This window comes from Pseudochelatococcus sp. B33 (genome assembly GCF_053570585.1).
This window is the reverse complement of record NZ_JBSEFH010000021.1, coordinates 15,075-31,892: the sequence shown is the minus strand read 5'-3', so window position 1 is coordinate 31,892 and position 16,818 is coordinate 15,075. Positions and strand designations below refer to the sequence as shown.

Annotated in this window: 11 protein-coding genes; 7 read left to right on the top strand and 4 right to left on the bottom strand. The window is 64.7% G+C overall.

Features of this window, described 5'->3' with window-relative positions; all coding sequences use genetic code 11:
- Nucleotide 1: 1 nt before the first annotated feature.
- The 3 genes from ACUSIJ_RS21275 to ACUSIJ_RS21265 all read right to left on the bottom strand — a co-directional run bounded on the left by ACUSIJ_RS21275 (nt 2) and on the right by ACUSIJ_RS21265 (nt 3,220).
- Nucleotides 2–1,192, bottom strand: a complete 1,191-nt coding sequence (locus ACUSIJ_RS21275) for an enolase C-terminal domain-like protein (RefSeq protein ID WP_449310430.1) — start codon at nt 1,190–1,192, stop codon at nt 2–4.
- Nucleotides 1,193–1,238: 46 nt separating this feature from the next.
- On the bottom strand, nt 1,239–2,234 hold the full coding sequence (locus ACUSIJ_RS21270; RefSeq protein ID WP_449310429.1) for an NAD(P)-dependent oxidoreductase: 996 nt from the start codon (nt 2,232–2,234) through the stop codon (nt 1,239–1,241).
- 83 nt (nt 2,235–2,317) lie between these two features.
- On the bottom strand, nt 2,318–3,220 hold the full coding sequence (locus ACUSIJ_RS21265; RefSeq protein WP_449310428.1) for a LysR family transcriptional regulator: 903 nt from the start codon (nt 3,218–3,220) through the stop codon (nt 2,318–2,320).
- A gap of 159 nt (nt 3,221–3,379) precedes the next feature.
- Between ACUSIJ_RS21265 and ACUSIJ_RS21260 the strand changes: the two genes are divergently transcribed.
- From ACUSIJ_RS21260 to ACUSIJ_RS21250, 3 genes are all read left to right on the top strand, one after another.
- The gene (locus ACUSIJ_RS21260) at nt 3,380–4,432 is read left to right on the top strand and encodes a tripartite tricarboxylate transporter substrate binding protein (RefSeq protein WP_449310500.1); all 1,053 of its coding nucleotides are present in this window, start codon (nt 3,380–3,382) and stop codon (nt 4,430–4,432) included.
- A 73-nt stretch (nt 4,433–4,505) separates the two neighbouring features.
- Nucleotides 4,506–4,997 carry a tripartite tricarboxylate transporter TctB family protein gene (locus tag ACUSIJ_RS21255; RefSeq protein ID WP_449310427.1) on the top strand — a complete coding sequence of 164 codons (492 nt, stop codon included), beginning with the start codon at nt 4,506–4,508 and terminating at the stop codon, nt 4,995–4,997.
- Between the two features lie 2 nt (nt 4,998–4,999).
- On the top strand, nt 5,000–6,526 hold the full coding sequence (locus tag ACUSIJ_RS21250; RefSeq protein WP_449310426.1) for a tripartite tricarboxylate transporter permease: 1,527 nt from the start codon (nt 5,000–5,002) through the stop codon (nt 6,524–6,526).
- A 104-nt stretch (nt 6,527–6,630) separates the two neighbouring features.
- Here ACUSIJ_RS21250 and ACUSIJ_RS21245 read toward each other — a convergent pair whose 3' ends face one another.
- Nucleotides 6,631–7,368, bottom strand: coding sequence for an SDR family oxidoreductase (locus ACUSIJ_RS21245; RefSeq protein WP_449310425.1), 738 nt, complete (start codon nt 7,366–7,368; stop codon nt 6,631–6,633).
- Nucleotides 7,369–7,557: 189 nt separating this feature from the next.
- Here ACUSIJ_RS21245 and ACUSIJ_RS21240 point away from each other — a divergent pair, with 189 nt between their 5' ends.
- The 4 genes from ACUSIJ_RS21240 (at nt 7,558) to ACUSIJ_RS21225 (ending at nt 16,724) form a co-directional block, all read left to right on the top strand.
- Complete coding sequence (locus ACUSIJ_RS21240) at nt 7,558–8,475, top strand: LysR family transcriptional regulator (RefSeq protein WP_449310424.1); 918 nt, start codon at nt 7,558–7,560, stop codon at nt 8,473–8,475.
- 295 nt (nt 8,476–8,770) lie between these two features.
- Nucleotides 8,771–13,600 carry an ATP-dependent helicase gene (locus tag ACUSIJ_RS21235; RefSeq protein ID WP_449310499.1) on the top strand — a complete coding sequence of 1,610 codons (4,830 nt, stop codon included), beginning with the start codon at nt 8,771–8,773 and terminating at the stop codon, nt 13,598–13,600.
- Nucleotides 13,601–13,935: 335 nt separating this feature from the next.
- Nucleotides 13,936–14,757: an IclR family transcriptional regulator gene (locus ACUSIJ_RS21230; protein ID WP_449310423.1), complete on the top strand. Its 822-nt coding sequence runs from the start codon at nt 13,936–13,938 to the stop codon at nt 14,755–14,757.
- Between the two features lie 74 nt (nt 14,758–14,831).
- Nucleotides 14,832–16,724: a thiamine pyrophosphate-dependent enzyme gene (locus ACUSIJ_RS21225; RefSeq protein ID WP_449310422.1), complete on the top strand. Its 1,893-nt coding sequence runs from the start codon at nt 14,832–14,834 to the stop codon at nt 16,722–16,724.
- Nucleotides 16,725–16,818: the final 94 nt, after the last annotated feature.

Genomic DNA, 16,818 nt, shown 5'->3' with positions numbered 1-16,818 from the left:
CTCACCAGTCGACAATGGTGCCATCGCCCAGAACAGCCGTTCGGCTGTGAAAGACTTCGGGCCTGAACGGATGTTTCGCCGCTTCGGTCTCGTTGATCTCCACACCGAGGCCGACGACGTTCGGAATTACCCAGTTCGATCCCTCGCGCATCATCGGTGCCGAGACGACGTCATCGTACCAGGGTACCGCTCCCGACATTTCTTCCTGGATCACGAAGTTCGGGGTCGAGATCGCGAAATGCAGGGCAGCGGCGCCGGCAAGCGGCCCGTTAGGGTTGTGGGGAGCGATCCCGATCATGGCCTTCTCGGCCGCTGCAGCGATCTTCTTGCCCTCGAGCAGGCCCCCGGTGTGGTTCAGGTCGGGTTGCAGGATATGGGCGCCGCGGTTCTGCAGCAGGGGCTCGAATTCCTTGAACCCGACGAGCCTCTCGCCGGTCGCCACCGGGCATGGCGCTCGTTCAGTGACAAGCCGCATCGCCTCGGCATCGCCAGGCTGCACCGGCTCCTCGACGAAATAGGGATCGAACGGGGCAAGCGCCTCGATATATTGCATCGCGGCCGAGATCGACGCCGGGCGGCCGTGAAAGTCGACCATGATGGCCACATCCTCGCCAACCGCGTCGCGTACGGTACGCATCAGGTCTTCCACGCGACGGCGCGCGGCGCGATCCACCATGTAGTGCGAATAGGGGATGAACACGACTTTAAGCGCGTTGTAGCCCTTTTCGACCACCCGCAGCGCGCTGTCGCGCAGGGGCGCGGGGTCGAAGGTTTCGTAGACCGACTTCATGTCGCCCAGACCGAGGTGAGTATAGAGCGGTACATAGTCGCGCGTCTTGCCGCCCAGCAGGCGCCAAACCGGCAGGCCCGCGCTCTTGCCAGCGATGTCCCATAGGGCATGCTCGATCCCGCTGATCGCCGTCGCGCCGATGATGCCGAGGCGATAGTAGCTGTGCTTGTTCAGCACCTGCAGGATCTGTTCGATGTCACGCGGATCGCGGCCGGCAAGCAGCGGCTCCAGATCCTCGATGCAACCGGTCACTGCCCGGGTCTTCCAGTTGAGACTTGCCTCCCCCCAGCCGTAAAGACCATCCTGATCCGTCTCGACTTTCACGAAGATCCAGTTTCGCATCTCGGCGTTCACGACGATGGTTTTCACCGCCGTGATCTTTATCGGGTCGCTTCTGGTCATATGCAGTCATACCTTGAATGGGTTTTCGGTGCAGCCGGCGCAGCGGTCATGCCGCGATGTTGATACGGTTTCGGAGCGGGTGACCCCGGACGAGCGCCGCGATGTTCGCGGCGATTACCGCATAGCGTCGATGCGAGAGTTCGCGTGTCCAGGCCGAGGAATGCGGCGTCGCCCGCACGTTGGGCAAAGCATGAAAATCGTGGTTGGCCGGAACCACAAGATCATCCGACCCTTCGGGATAGCGGTACCAGACGTCGAGAGTCGCTCCCCGGATGCGGCGCGATGCCAACGCGGCGTAAAGATCGTCCTCATCGACGACCTCGGCCCGCGAGACATTGAGCAGAACTCCGTCCGTTCCCAGGGCGTCGAGCACGGGGCGATCCACACTGCCCCGGCTTTCATCCGTCAGCGGGCAGGTGATAACGAGATAGTCGGCCTTGGCGGCAACCTCTGCCAACCGCGCCGGCGAGACGATATCCGTCGCGACATTCAGCGGGTCGGACTTGCCGGCCAGCACCGGGTCGACAGCAAGGACCCGCATGCCGAACGCTGCGGCACGCGTCGCCACGGCCTGGCCGATGCGCCCGTACCCGAGGATGACCAGCGTCTTGCCGTAGATTTCGCCATGGGGCACTCGTGCGCGGTAGATGTCGGGCCAGCTTTCGGGGGTGAAGCAGCGCTGCATGCCGGCAAAGTCGATCTCCCAGTCGAGCAGCGAGCCGAGCGTGAACTCCGCGATGGGAATTTCGTGCTCGAAGACATTGCACAGGATGGTGTCGGGATGCAGCGCCTTCAGATCGATCCCGTCCAGACCGGCGCCGGGCACGTGCAGCATGCGCATCCGCGGCAGCGGCGCCCCATTGCGGTTCAGCCGCAGCGACACGACGATATCTTCCGGAGTGATGAGAGCATCATGAGCCGGGTCGCGCGCCGCCTCGCGCGGCAGATCCACAATCTCGATACGGTCGCGCAGATCGGCGGCCAGACCGTTCAGCAAATCCTCACGATGGATCGACGCCTCGCCCACTAGGAACACGCGCATTCCTGCCCCCCTGCGGTCATTTTGCCGGACGACACTAATTCGGCAGGGTGAAAAACGTCTAATGATTGTTTTAAATCAAATGATTACATATTGTTATCGAACAGCTCCGTGACCGTCTCTCTGGCGCAGTCCGCGAAAGCCTCCGCCAACTTGCTTGGACCCGATTCAGGGAACGCAATTCCAAGCGTGATATGCGGTCTCGGGCCGGAGATGTCGCGATAGACCACACCCCGGCGTTGCAACTGCTGAACCCGCGATGCAACGAACCCCACACCGGCACCGCAGGCGGCCATGGCAATAATCGACTGCACCGGAGAGGCCTCGATAATGCGCTGAGGCAGGAATCCTTCCTGCCGGAAGAGCGAGATCATGCTGTCATAGAGCAGCGGGCCGACCTGACGCGGAAAGAGAATTGCGGTCTCGTCGCGAAGATCGCGCAACTGCACCCCCGGCTGCGCGGCCAGCGGATGATTTACCGGCATCACGACCGAGAACGGCAGGGTGACCAGCATCTCGGCGACAAGCTTGCGGTTGGAGATCGGCGGATGACAGATCCCGGCCTGAATCTCCGATCTCTCAAGGGCGATTTCCTGCTCGTGCGTCGTCATATGCCGCACCTCGACGCGGATCTCGCTGTGCACGGTAGTGAATCTCTCGATGATCTCGGGCAGCAGGATGAACAGGCCGGAGGCGGTCGAGCCGACGACGAGCGTGCCCTGCAGGCCCTGGTCCACACAGCGGGCGATGCGCGTGGCATTGTCGATGTCCTGAAGAATGCGACGGGCCTCGACGAGAAAGGCCGCGCCTGCCGGCGTGAGCGACACCTGACGGCTGCTGCGATTGAGCAGGACCACGCCCAGATGCTCCTCGAGCTTGCGTAGCTGCTGGCTTATTCCCGGCTGACTGATGTTGCATCGTTCGGCCGCGCGGTGAAAGTGCGCCTCATCGGCAAGCGCAATAAAGCACTCCAGGTTTCTGCGATCCATGTCGGGCTTACTCTTTCGCCTGATATCCCTGGTTTTGTCGCCGCCCGCCCACGATGAGCCCCGCTGTTCGGCCGGCCATGCAAACCCATTGTCCCGACCGTATCGGCAACGATTTTTGATCGTATAATATTATCAAATGATTATCAACAATAATTGGACATGATCTACAGGCGTCCTCATAGTACGATCAGAAAAAAATTGGGAGGAAATCAAATGAAGGCACACCTGCCTCTGCGGGCCCTTGTTGTTGCAGCTATCGCCTTGGGGCTCGGACCATTCTCGACGTCAGTCCTGGCGCAGGAAAAGCCCTCAGACTTTCCGCGACGGCCGATCAGCCTCGTGGTTGTCTATCCCGCCGGCGGCGCGGTGGACGTAACGGCCCGCACCGTCGCCGACCTGAACGAGAAGCACAACGGCACCCAGTTCCGTGTCGAGAACAGGGTTGGCGGCGCCGGTATAGTCGGACATACCTACATCGCCAAGCAGGCTTCCCCGGACGGCTATACGATCGGCGTGATCGCCAATCCGTTCATGTTCACCGACGTGCTGCTGCGCGACGCCAGCTTCAACATCGACGATTTCGACCCGATCACCACGATCAGCTTCGATCCGGTGGTCTGGCTGGTGCGCAGCGGTTCCGAGATCGGCGACAAGTCGTTGCCCGAGATCATTGAACACGCCAAGGCCAGCACCCTTCAGGTTGGCATGAACCCGAATTCGATGTTCCTGTTCGTCAGCGAATTCCTTGCCGAGCAGCAGGGTGTCAAGTTCAACTTCATTCCCTTCGATGGCGGCCGCCAGGGCGTCACCGCGCTGCTGGCCGGCGACATCGACGCGACGGCGGCGTTCTACAGCGAAGTCGAGCAGTTCGTACGCAACGGCGATCTGCGCGCCGTCGCCGTCACCGGAGATGAGCGGCACCAGGGCCTTCCCGATACACCGACCTTTGCCGAACTGGGCATTCCCATGGTCGGTCAGACGTGGGGGGCCACGCGGTTCCTCGCGCTGCCGAAAGGCGTTCCCGAGGACCGCAAGGCTTGGCTTGCGAAAGAGTTCCTGGCCACACTCACCGGCCCCGATGCCCCGGAGGCTTTCCAGACCGCGAACCTGCGCCTGACGCCCGCCGACGAGGCCGCAACCAAGGCAAGCTATCAGCAAACCTTCGACGATCTGAGGAAATTCCTTATTTCGAGCGGCCGCCTTGCCGAGTAGGCGGCGCGCCTGATATCACTCTCGCCGTCCGCTGGCGGCGAGTCTTTTCCTCTTCAATAATTCGGGTGACCACTTGTCCAAACGGCTGGTCTCGCTGTTGCTCCTTTTCATCCTGGCATTTGTGGTCGCCGGCGCGGCCAGGGATACCCCCAGTCTCACGAGCTATCCCGTCATCGTGACCTCCACGGCCTTTGTCCTCACGGCATTGACAGTGCTGCCGATGACGTTTCGGCAGGTTTCCCGCGGATCACCCTCGTTTGGGACAATATTCGGCAGAACGGCGCAGGAGCGCAGGCAGATGGCGCGCATCGTCGCCTTCTGCCTGGTCTGGCTCCTCTACATCGTAGTGCTCAACCGGCTTGGCTTCGTGCTTGCCAGCTCGCTTGCCCTCGTCGCCTCGCTTTGGATCACGCTAGGCCGATTCAGGCTGCTTGCCAGCTTGTCCGCGGTGATCTTCGTTCTGGCCCTGGCCATTCTGGTCACGACAGTTCTCTTCGTCCCCGTGCCGAAGGCGGGACTCGATTACTGGATCGACGAAACCATCTACACGCTGCTGGAGAAATGAGCATGCTCGAAGGGCTCATCGCGGCATTGTCGCTTTCCAATATCGCCGCGGCGGCGCTGGGTGTGTTCCTCGGCATCGTTATCGGCGCGATCCCCGGCCTGACGGCGACGTTCGGGATCGTCCTTCTGGTGCCCGTCACCTTCGTCATGTCCACCGATCACGGCATGATCATGCTGGTGGGGATCTATGCCGGCGCCATCTATGGCGGCTCGATCTCGGCCATCCTGCTCAACATTCCCGGTACGCCTGCCTCCATCGTCAGCGGCTGGGAAGGGTATGCCATGGCCAAGCGCGGCGAGGCGCCGCAGGCGCTCGGCATTTCCGCGGTGGGCTCCGGTATCGGCGGCATCATCGCCGCCGTGGCGCTGGTCTATATGACTCCGCTGCTGGCGCAACTGGCACTGCGGTTCGGCGCGCCGGAATATGTGATGCTGGTCAGCTTCAGCCTGATCATCGTCGTTGCGATGATGGACACCCCACTGCTCGCCAACCTCGCCTCCGTGTTCATAGGGCTGAGCATGGCCACGGTCGGAATCAGCCCCGTCGACGGCACCGCGCGGATCACCTTCGGCCTCTACGAACTCTATTCCGGACTCGGGATCGTCGCGGTGCTGATCGGGTTCTTCTGCCTGCCGCAGGCCTTGCAACTCGCGATCGAGGCCATACGGGGCGAAAACGAGATCTCCATCGGCAAGGTCGGTGCTTCCAGCTTCAGCCAGGTCTGGAAGCGGGTGGTCTATGACCGCTGGCTGATATTGCGCACCTCGATTCTGGGGGTCGGCATCGGTGTCCTGCCGGCGATCGGGCCGGAATCGACCCCTTTCGTCGCTCATTCTCTGGAACGCCGGCTGTCCTCGAAACCGGATGAGTTCGGCAAGGGGTCGCAAAGCGGGCTCTTCGCGGCCGAAGCCGCGGCCTCGGCCAACGTTGGCGGTTCGCTCATCCCACTCCTGGCGCTCGGAATTCCGGGGAGCGCGGCTGCAGCTGTCTTCATCGGCGCGCTCACGCTTCACGGGCTGCAGCCCGGTCCGCTCCTGTTCTCCGAGCAGCCGCAACTGATGTATTCCTTCTTCACCGGCTATTTCGTGGTGAATGTGCTGGTGGTCCTCATGGGGCTGTTCTGGTCGCGTCACATGGCGATCCTGCTGCGGCTGCCCAAGTCGATGATTGCCGTCTACATCACCTTGTTTTCGTTCTTTGGCGCCTATGCGGTCAATAATTCGATGTTCGACATCTGGGTCATGATCGGCGCACTGGTGCTGGTGATCGCCATGCGCGCGGCCTCGATTCCGGTGATACCCGCGGTTCTGGGCTTTATCCTTGGCAATGTACTCGAAACCAACCTGGCCATTGCCGCCGCCCGCTCCATGGGCATCTCCTACTATCTGCAGCGGCCGATTACCGTCGGGCTGGTCGTCATCTCGCTGGCGATCGTGGTGTGGGCGGTGACCCGCCGTATGCAGACCAGGAACAGGACGCGACCGGTGCCGGCACAAGAAGGAAAATCCGTGCTGGAGATAGGAGACTGAACGCCGATTCCGTATCGAGATATGCCGGCGTGACGTCGAGGATCTTTGTGTTCTGGCCGATACGCTGCAGTTCGCGCGCGAAGGTGGGGGGGGAAAAGGGCTGGTCAGACCATGCCACCGTTGGCGCGCAGCACCTGGCCGTTGATCCAGCTGCCGTCCGGTCCGACGAGGAAGGCGACTGCTGCGGCGATGTCCTCGGGGGTGCCGAGCCGTTCGAGCGGGTTCATCTTCGACAGGCGCTTGATCAGTTCCGGCGTCTTGCCGTCGAGGAACAGCGCCGTCGCGGTCGGTCCGGGCGCCACCGCGTTGACGGTGATCGAGCGGCCGCGAAGCTCCTTGGCGAGGATGCCCGTCAGCGTCTCGACGGCGGCCTTGGTCGCGGCATAGACGCCGTAGGTTTCGAGCTTGAGGCCGACGACGCTGGTCGAGAAGTTGACGATGCGGCCGCCGTCGCGCAGGCGCTTCGCCGCCTCGCGCAGCGCGTTGATCGTGCCCCTGAGATTGATGGCGATCTGGCTGTCGATCAGGGCGTCGTCGCCCTCGGCGATCGTCGCCAGCTTCATGATGCCGGCGTTGTTGACGAGCACGTCGATCCCGCCGAAGGCGGCTTCCGCGCTGTCGAACATGCGGGCGACCGCTGCCGCGTCGCTGACATCGGCCTGGACGGGGAGCGCCCTGCCGCTCGCCTTTTCGATCTCGGCAGCGAGTTGTTCGGCCGGCCCGACCGAACCGGCGTAGTTGATGACGACCGTATGGCCGTCCGATGCGAGCCGGCGGGCGACAGCCGCGCCGATGCCGCGAGAGGCGCCCGTGACGAGGGCGATCCTGTTGCTGTCGGTCATTGTGTGTCTCCTTCGGGTTTGCGCTCGATGCGCTGGACGAAGAGAAGATGCCTCTTTCGCTCTTGAGGATAATCAGCCAATATCCGGCATCACTATTCCATCATGGCGAACAAAGCAGATCGGTTGCGCCCGGCCACGGCAAGGTCGTTCGGCAAGGTCTTTCAGCAGGCAGCGAGGAAGGCACTCTCCATGGATCGACTGGATGCGATGCAGCTCTTCACGCGGGTCGTGGAGCGGCGCAGCTTCACGCAGGCCGCCAACGATCTCGGAATCCCGCGATCGACGGCGACGCAGGTCATTCAACAGATGGAGGAACGCCTCGGCACGCGCCTCCTCCAGCGCACGACGCGCACGGTCCGGCCGACACTCGACGGGGAGGCCCATTACCGGCGCTGCATTGCGATCCTCGACGACATCGAAAACGCCGATGGGGCGTTTCGCGACGCCAATCCCCGTGGTCTGCTGCGGGTCGACGTCCATGGCACTTTGGCCCGGCATTTCCTCCTGCCGGCCTTGCCGCGGTTTCTGGAGACCTATCCGGGGATCGAACTCTACATGAGCGAGGGCGACCGGCTGGCGGATCTCGTGCGCGAGGGCATCGACTGCGTGCTTCGCGTCGGCGTGCCACAGGACAGCAACATGATCGTGCGCCGTGTCGCCATGCTGGAGGAAATCACCCTCGCTTCACCGGCCTATATCGAGCGGTTCGGGATGCCCGTGAGCCCCGACGATCTTGCCGGCGGGCACGGGATGGTGGGTTTCCATTCCACTGCGACTGGCGGCGTGCTGCCGCTGGAATTCACCGTCGAGGGCAAAGTCCGCAACGTGACGCTGCCGGCGGCGGTCTCGGTCAATGCCGCTGAAAGCTATGTCACGGCAGCCAGAACGGGACTGGGGCTGATCCAGGTGCCGCGCTATCACGTCGAAGCCGCGCTCCGGGCGGGCGAACTGGTCGAGGTGCTGCCGGATTTTCCGCCGACGCCGACGCCGGTCTCGCTGCTTTATCCGACCAGCCGGCAGCTGTCGCCCCGGGTGCGGCTGTTCATCGACTGGGTTGTCCGGCAGTTCGGCGCGCGCCGATCCGACGATCAGCGTGATCAGGCATAGTGGCCGAACCGGGGAGGGCTTGTCCGTGCGCAGCAGGGCGAGCGCACGCGATGCCCAGATGCCGCGCGATCTCCGTGTTGACCATCCGATCGACGCCGGTAAGATTGGTCGACGCCATGCGGAATGTCCTCCTGAATGGTATGGATGCGGCACTGGAGCGGGTGGGCTGTCGGACTCCTCGGACACGCTGCGGGCGGTCCGTGTCCACGGCACGGCCTGTTTCACGGACGCGCTGTCGGATGCGTGTGCGCCTATGAGACGGCGCTGAAGAGCGGAAAGAGCTGGCCGCAGCGTGATGCCCCTGACGGAGACTGCAACGGCCGCCCCCCTCGCAAGGTTTGCGCCCGCCACCCGCGCCTGGTTCGAGGCGGCATTTCCGTCGCCGACTGCGGTGCAGGCGGCGGCGTGGGCGGCTATCGGCGCCGGCGAGAACGCGCTGGTGATCGCGCCGACCGGCTCGGGCAAGACCTTGGCCGCGTTCATGCACGCGATCGACCAGCTTTTCCGCGAGCGTGAGCAGGAAGCAGTCGCCGAGGCGGCGCCGACGCCGTCACGGGCGATGACGCGCATTCTCTACATCTCGCCGATCAAGGCGCTCGGCGCCGACGTCCGGCGCAACCTGCGGATTCCGCTCCAGGGCGTCAGCGCGGAACGGAAGCGGCGCAACGATCCGCCCGTCGACATCGTCGTGGGCATGCGCACCGGCGACACGCCGGCGGGCGAAAGGGCGAGCCTGCTGCGCCGGCCTCCCGACATCCTGATCACCACCCCCGAGTCGCTCTACCTGATGCTGACCTCGAAGGCGCGCGAGACCTTGCGCGGCGTGCGCACCGTGATCGTCGACGAGGTTCATGCGGTGGCCGGCGGCAAGCGCGGCTCGCATCTGGCCCTGAGCCTGGAGCGTCTGGACGCGCTGCTTGCGGCGCCGGCCCAGCGGGTCGGGCTGTCGGCGACCGTGCGCCCGGCGGAACAGGTGGCGCAGTTCCTCGGCGGAGACCACCCGGTCACGGTGGTGAACCCGCCGTCGAGCCGGCGGCTCGATCTCACCATCGTGGTGCCCGTCGAGGACATGACCGACATACCGGCGGGTGGCAACCAGCCCGGTGGCGGCGAACAGGGAGCACGGGTGGGCTCGATCTGGCCGCATGTCGAAGCCAGCATCCTCGACCAGGTTCTCGCCCGGCGCTCGACGATCGTCTTCGCCAATTCGCGCGGCCTTGCCGAGAAGCTGACCGCAAGGCTCAACGAACTCTATGCCGAACGGTGTGCGGACGACAGTTTGCTTCCGCCGCAGAACGGCACCGGCCCGCCCATCCACTATGAATCGTTCTCCGGCGGCACCGAAGGGCGTTCGGCGGGCATTCCGCCGATGATTGCGCGCTCCCACCATGGCTCCGTCTCGAAAGAGCAGCGCGGCGAGATCGAAAGCGCGCTGAAATCCGGCGAGCTGCGCTGCGTCGTCGCGACTTCGAGCCTCGAACTCGGCATCGACATGGGACTGGTCGACCTGGTCATTCAGGTCGCGGCGCCGCCTTCGGTGGCGAGCGCCCTGCAGCGGGTCGGCCGGGCGGGTCATCAGGTCGGCGGCACGTCCTCCGGGCTGATCTATCCGCGGACGCGACGCGATCTGGTCGATGCCGCCGTCACCGTCGACTGCATGCTCACTGGGCGCATCGAGGCGATCGACCCACCGCGCAACCCGCTCGACGTGCTGGCGCAACAGACGGTCGCGGCGGTCGCCATGGACCCCCTCGATGTCGAGAGCTGGTATGCGACGGTGCGGCGCGCGGCGCCTTTCCGAACCCTGCCGCGCAGCGTGTTCGACGCGACGCTCGACATGCTGGCCGGACGGTATCCTTCAGACGATTTTGCCGAATTCCGCCCGCGCCTCATCTGGAACCGCGAAACCGGACTGCTGACGCCGCGCCCCGGCGCCCAGAAGCTCGCCGTCACCAGCGGCGGCACCATCCCCGACCGGGGGATGTTCAGCGTCGTCCTGCCGGAAGGCGAGGAACGGGCCGGATCGCGCCGCGTCGGCGAACTTGATGAGGAGATGGTCTATGAATCCCGGGTCAACGACGTCATCACCCTCGGCGCGACGTCCTGGCGTATCCAGCAGATCACCAACGATCAGGTGATCGTGACGCCGGCACCGGGCCGTTCCGCCCGGCTGCCTTTCTGGCACGGCGACGGGATCGGGCGGCCCGCGGAGCTTGGAGAGGCGATCGGCGCTTTCCTCGGCGCGCTCGACGCCGGCACGAGCGACAAGGCCGGGGACGGCGACATCGCCACCCAGCTGGCGGCGCGGCTGGAGGCGTCCGGGCTCGACCGGAACGCGATTACCAACATCTTCGGGCTCATCACGGAGCAGCGTGAGGCGACCGGCGCATTGCCGACGGATCGGACACTGGTGATCGAACGCTGCCGCGACGAGGTCGGCGACTGGCGCGTCATCCTGCATTCGCCCTTCGGGCGCCGCGTGCACGATCCCTGGGCGCTGGCGATTGCGGAACGCATCCGCCAGCGCCTGAACATCGATCCCTCGGTGGTTGCCAGCGACGACGGGATCATCGCCCGCATACCCGACACCACCGGCCGGATGCCGGGCGCGGAACTGTTCACCTTCGACCCGGACAACCTGCGACGGGTGGTGACCGATGCCGTCGGCAGCTCGGCGCTGTTCGCCGCCCGCTTCCGCGAATGCGCCGCCCGCGCGCTGCTCTTGCCGCGCCGCAATCCCGGCCGCCGCTCGCCCCTCTGGCAGCAGCGGCTGCGCGCCGGCCAGCTGTTGCAGATCGCGCAAGGCCATCCGGATTTCCCGATCCTGATCGAAACCGCCCGCGAGTGTCTGCAGGACGTCTATGACCTTGCCGCGCTCGATACGCTGATGCGCCGCCTCAACGACGGCACGATCCGGATGGCGGAGGTCACGACCGAGATACCGTCCCCTTTCGCGACGAGCCTGCTGTTCGGCTATGTCGCGGAGTTCATGTACGAGACGGATGCGCCGCTCGCCGAACGGCGCGCCTCGGTGCTGTCGCTGGACAGCGGGCTGCTCGGCGATCTTCTCGGCCAGGTCGATCTCGGCGAACTTCTCGATCCCGTGGTCGTCGACCGCGTCGAGAGCGAGCTTCAGCGCCTGGTGCCGGACCATCGGGCAAGGGGTGCCGAGGGCGTGGCCGACCTTTTGCGCGAACTCGGGCCGTTGTCGGCGGACGAGATCGCGCGGCGGCTCGCCGGCGAGGACGGCGACATTGAGAACGGCGACGCTGAGACCCATCTCGCCGCGCTGGAGGCCGAGCGCCGGGTTATCCGGGTGACGATCGCAGGCTCGCGGCGCTACGCGTCCGTCGAGGACGCCGCCCGGCTGCGCGATGCGCTCGGCGTGAGGCTGCCGGCCGGCATACCCGACGTCTTCCTGCAGCCGGCCGCCGATCCGCTCCGCGACCTGATCGCGCGATATGCGCGCACCCATACCCCTTTCAGCACCGGCGAGGTCGCGGCCCGTTTCGGCCTCGGCGTCACTGTCGCCGACGCAGCGCTGGAGCGGTTGCGCGAGCAGGGCAAGCTGCTCAAGGGGAATTTCGGCGTCGAGCGTCGGCTGGAAGCACAGAGCGCTGCCGTTGCCGGCGCCAATCCCCTGACGCGCCACGAATGGGTGGGCGACGACGTGTTCCGGCGCTTGCGGCTGCGCTCCCTGCAGGCCGCGCGCGAGGCGACCCGTCCGGTGTCGCGGGAAGCCTATGCCCGCCTCCTGCTGGAGCGCCACGGCCTCATCGCCGAGGCTGCCGGCCACGCCGCCCTCCAGTCCATGCGCCCTGCCGGGGGAGTGCTGGAGGGGATCGACGGTGTCGCCCGCGTCATCGAACAACTCACCGGCGTGCCATTGCCGGCCTCGTTGTGGGAGACCCAGGTTCTGCGTGCGCGCGTGCGCGACTATGCGCCCGGCATGCTGGACGAACTGATCGCCACCGGTGCGGTTCTGTGGTCCGGTCATGGAAGGCTCGGCGAGGAGGGCGGCCTGGTGGCCTTTCATCTGCAGGAATTCGCCGCCGAGACTTTGCCCGCCCAACCGGGCGTCGATACGGCGGGGGATCTCTCGCCCCTCCAGCGATCGATCCTCGCCGTCCTTGCCGATGGCGGGGCCTATTTCGTGCGTCAGCTCGCGATGCTGGCGCAAGCGCGGCTTGCCGGCAGCGCCGCCGAGACGGTTGGCGGGAGCCCGTATCTGGCGGCATCCGACATCCACGCGGCGCTCTGGGACCTCGTCTGGGCCGGGTACGTCACCACCGACACCTGGTCACCGCTGCGCGCGCTCTCGGGCGCACACGCGCCGCACCGTCCCCGCCAGATCCACGTGTCCCGGATCCAAGCCTCCCGGAGGCGCGGAGGGCTTCGCGGATTCCCGTCCGGCGAGCGCCCGCCGGCAATCGGCGCATCGACGCTCGGCGATCCGACCCTGGCCGGCCGCTGGTCGCTGCTGCATCGCGAACGGATCAGCGACACCGCCCGCGCGCTTGCGCTGGTCGAGGGCCTGCTCGACCGCTACGGCGTCGTCACGCGCGGCGCGGCTGTTGCCGAAGACGTGCCGGGCGGCTTCCCGGCGTTGCAGACGGTGTTCCGGGGGATGGAGGATGCGGGACGGGTGCTGCGCGGCCGCTTCGTCGAAGGGCTGGGGGCCGCCCAGTTCGCGGAGCGCGCGACCATCGACCGGCTGCGCGAACTGGCGGAGGCGCGGCCCGCCGAGCCCGTCGCGGTCGGACTGTCGGCCGGCGATCCGGCCAATCCCTTCGGCACGATTCTGCCCTGGCCGCCCCATCGATCCGGCGTTCGCCCGACGCGCCGCAGTGGCGCACTCGTCGTCATCGTCGACGGGCGCCTTGTGCTCTATCTCGCCCAGGGCGGACGCAACCTGCTGACCTATGTCGACGCGGATGACCCGGCTACGGCGAAATCCCTTGCCACGGGCTTGATGGCGCTCGTGGATGCGCTCAAGCGCGAGAGGCGTCTCATGTTCACGCTCGAGATGGTCGACGACCGCCCCGTCAGCGCAACGGGCCTTGCCGACGCACTGCGAAAGATTGGCTTCTCGAGGGTTCCAAAGGGCCTGAGCTGGTACGGATGACACGGGGGCGGCGCCCGGGATACCGGCTCAAGGTCGAGCGCTCTCGCCATTGCGGACCTTGAATGGCTCGTTGCGCCGCCGCTGCCGCCTGGTCAGTGCAAGGTCTACTACGACGGCAATCCGCACCATGCGGGCCACCAATACCCCGAAGCGCACCGGACACAGCCCGGAATGACGTGTTGCTTTCCGCGGCTGCTCCAGAACGACATTTTTCGGATTTCCATCCTCATGACCACTTATTTTTCATATTGGGAAATGGCATCGACGATGTGAAAATTTAAGTTGACGCAGATATGAAACCGTGTAGTCTCTCCTCAAAATGGTGAGGAAAAGCCTTGAATACGAAAGCACAGGTGAGTGGGGCCGGAGATCGGAAACATGCCGATGCTTCCGGGGGTAAAATCGTCCAGTCAGTCGACAGAGCTTTGACGATCGTCGAGATCATTGCCGCGGCCGGCGGCATTGAAACTCTCAACAACATCAGCTCTATTTCCGGCCTGAATATTTCGACATGCCATCATCTGATCGCGACGCTCTCCCGGCGGAACTATATTGTCCGCGCAGAAGGGCGGGGAGCCTATGCGTTGGGCCCGCAGATCCAGTTTCTCGCAAGTGCTTTCAACGCCGAGAAAGATCTGCTGCGCAGGGCCGAGCCGTGGATTGACCGTATCAACGAGGCGACCGGCGAGACGGTTCATCTGGCAACAATGCAGGGCGACGATATGGTCACTCTGGTGAAGCGGGACGCCCGTCACGCCGTCCGTGTCGACTCGGGAATGATCGGCAAGTCGGCTGCCGCTCATGCGACGGCAACCGGCAAGGCGTTACTCGCCTGGATGGAGGAAGCCGAGGTCAGGAGAATCCTCGATATCAGAGGCATGAAGGCATTCACTCCCAAGACCGTGACAGATCCTCAAGCGCTATTCGCGGAACTCGAGACGGTCAGAAGCGATGGCTTTTCGATGGATCGTGAGGAGTTCCAGCCCCACGTGGTTTGCATCGGAGCCGCGATCATGGGGCCGGGAGGGCGTGCGATCGGATCGATCAGCGCATCCACTCCGATCATGCGGGCTGACGAGGACCATCTCGCTCTGATGCGGGAAGAGGTGATGACCGCTGCTCGGGCACTATCCTCAGGCGAGGGAAGCGCCAGATGACCCAAGGAGATTTGCAGACCCTGTTCCCGCCGATTCCAGACCGGGCTTTCCAATCCATCCAAGAGGATCACTACGTGACTGTTCGCAGCAAGGACTTTTACCCGCAGGTGCGCAGCCGTGCTCGGGCCATAGCCTCCGCTGGCAGTATCTCGGCCGCTCTTACTTCCGGTGCACTGTCCGAAATCCTGGAGATCACCCTGTCTGAAGCGCTCGTGCTCGGCCTTCTGCGTCAGGGGGTCAGCAAGTATCTCGCAATCTTCGGCCACGGTTCGACAGATCTCGGCGAGATCCTGCGGGTCTACGAGGAAGAGGGCGTGACGCGCACCTTCAATTTCCGTAACGAGATCGCCATGGCGCACGCGGCAACCGCTCTGCGCTGGCAATATGGCGAAACCTCCGCCGTCGTCACGTCGATCGGTCCGGGCGCCCTGCAGGCGATGGCGGGTTCTCTCGCGGCAGCGTCGAACGGCGTTGGCGTGTTCCACATCTACGGCGATGAGACGACCTTCGGCGAAGGCTACAACATGCAGCAGGTGCCGAAAGACGAGCAGGGAATTTTCGGCAGCATCACGGCCCTGATGGGGCGCTCCTACGTGCTGCACACGCCGGAGGGCCTGCGCGATGCCCTGCGTCGCGGCTCGATCTGCGTGAACCATCCCTATCGCGCCGGACCTTTCTATCTGCTCGCGCCGATCAATGTTCAGCCTGCGGTCGCAACCTTCAACATCGCGGCTATGCCGGAGAAACCGAGGCTTCCGCCGGTGGCCCCCGCCGAACTCTCGGCCTATCGGGATGCGGCCAGGCTCGTCAGCGAGGCGCGCAAGGTGGTGATCAAAGCCGGCGGAGGCGCGCGCGGATACGACAAGGCAGTCCGCAGGCTGGCCGAGGTCGCGGGAGCGGTCGTCGTTCTCTCGCCAGGATCGACCGGGGTCCTCCGGGATGACGATCCCCGCAACATGCACGTAGGCGGATCCAAGGGTTCCATCAGCGGCAATTATGCGATGTCCAATGCCGATCTTCTCATCTCCATAGGATCGCGCGCGGTCTGTCAGGCGGACTGCTCGGGCATAGGCTATCCGAACGTCGAGAACGTCATCAATATCAACGGCGATGTCGCGAATGCCCTGCACTACAATCGGACGCTACCGCTCACCGGTGACATCGGGTTTGTCGTCGACCGGCTTTCCGACGAGATCGAAGCCATTCAAACCGTTGCGCAACCGGACAAGGCCGAATGGGCCGACGCCTGCGCCGCAAAGAAGCGCGAATGGCTCGCCTTCAGGACTGAACGGTACAATGCCCGCGAGATGACCGACGCCGTCTGGGAGCAGGAGGTCCTCACGCAGCCGGCCGCGATCAAGATCGTCTGCGATTTCGCCAAGAGGATGAGCGCCGCCAAGATTTTCGATGCGGGCGATGTCCAGGCAAACGGGTTCCAGATCGTCGAGGATGACAACAGCGGCGAGACCTATACGGAAACCGGGGCGTCCTACATGGGCTTTGCCGCGAGTGCGTTGCTGGCATCGGGCATCGCGGACAATCCTCGCTACACGATCGCATTCAGCGGCGACGGGTCATTCATGATGAACCCGCAAGTGCTCATCGACGCCGTCGAGCATGGCGTTCGCGGCCTGCTGGTGATCTTCGACAACCGCCGGATGGCCGCGATCAGCAGCCTGCAGCACGCGCAATATGGGCAGGAGTTCAAGACGAACGACCGCGTGGCGGTGGACTATGTCGCGCTGGCCGGCTCCGTCAAGGGCGTGCTCGCGCTGAGTGGCGGGCGTGATGCAGCCTCCTTGAACGAGGCCCTGGCCAGGGCCTACCAACATGAAGGGTTGTCGGTGTTGCACGTGCCTGTGTTCAGCGGAGACGAACCGCTCGCCGGGCTTGGCGCCTGGGGTCACTGGAATGTCGGCAGTTGGGTGAACGACGTCCAGTCCGCGTGGGTGAAGCAGAGCCTTTAGCAAAACGATCCGGCTCTGAATTGCGAGACCGGGAAGAAGTTTGGGCGCCGCAGGACGAATGCGGTCTTGCCCGGCGGCGAAGCTTTATCCGGAG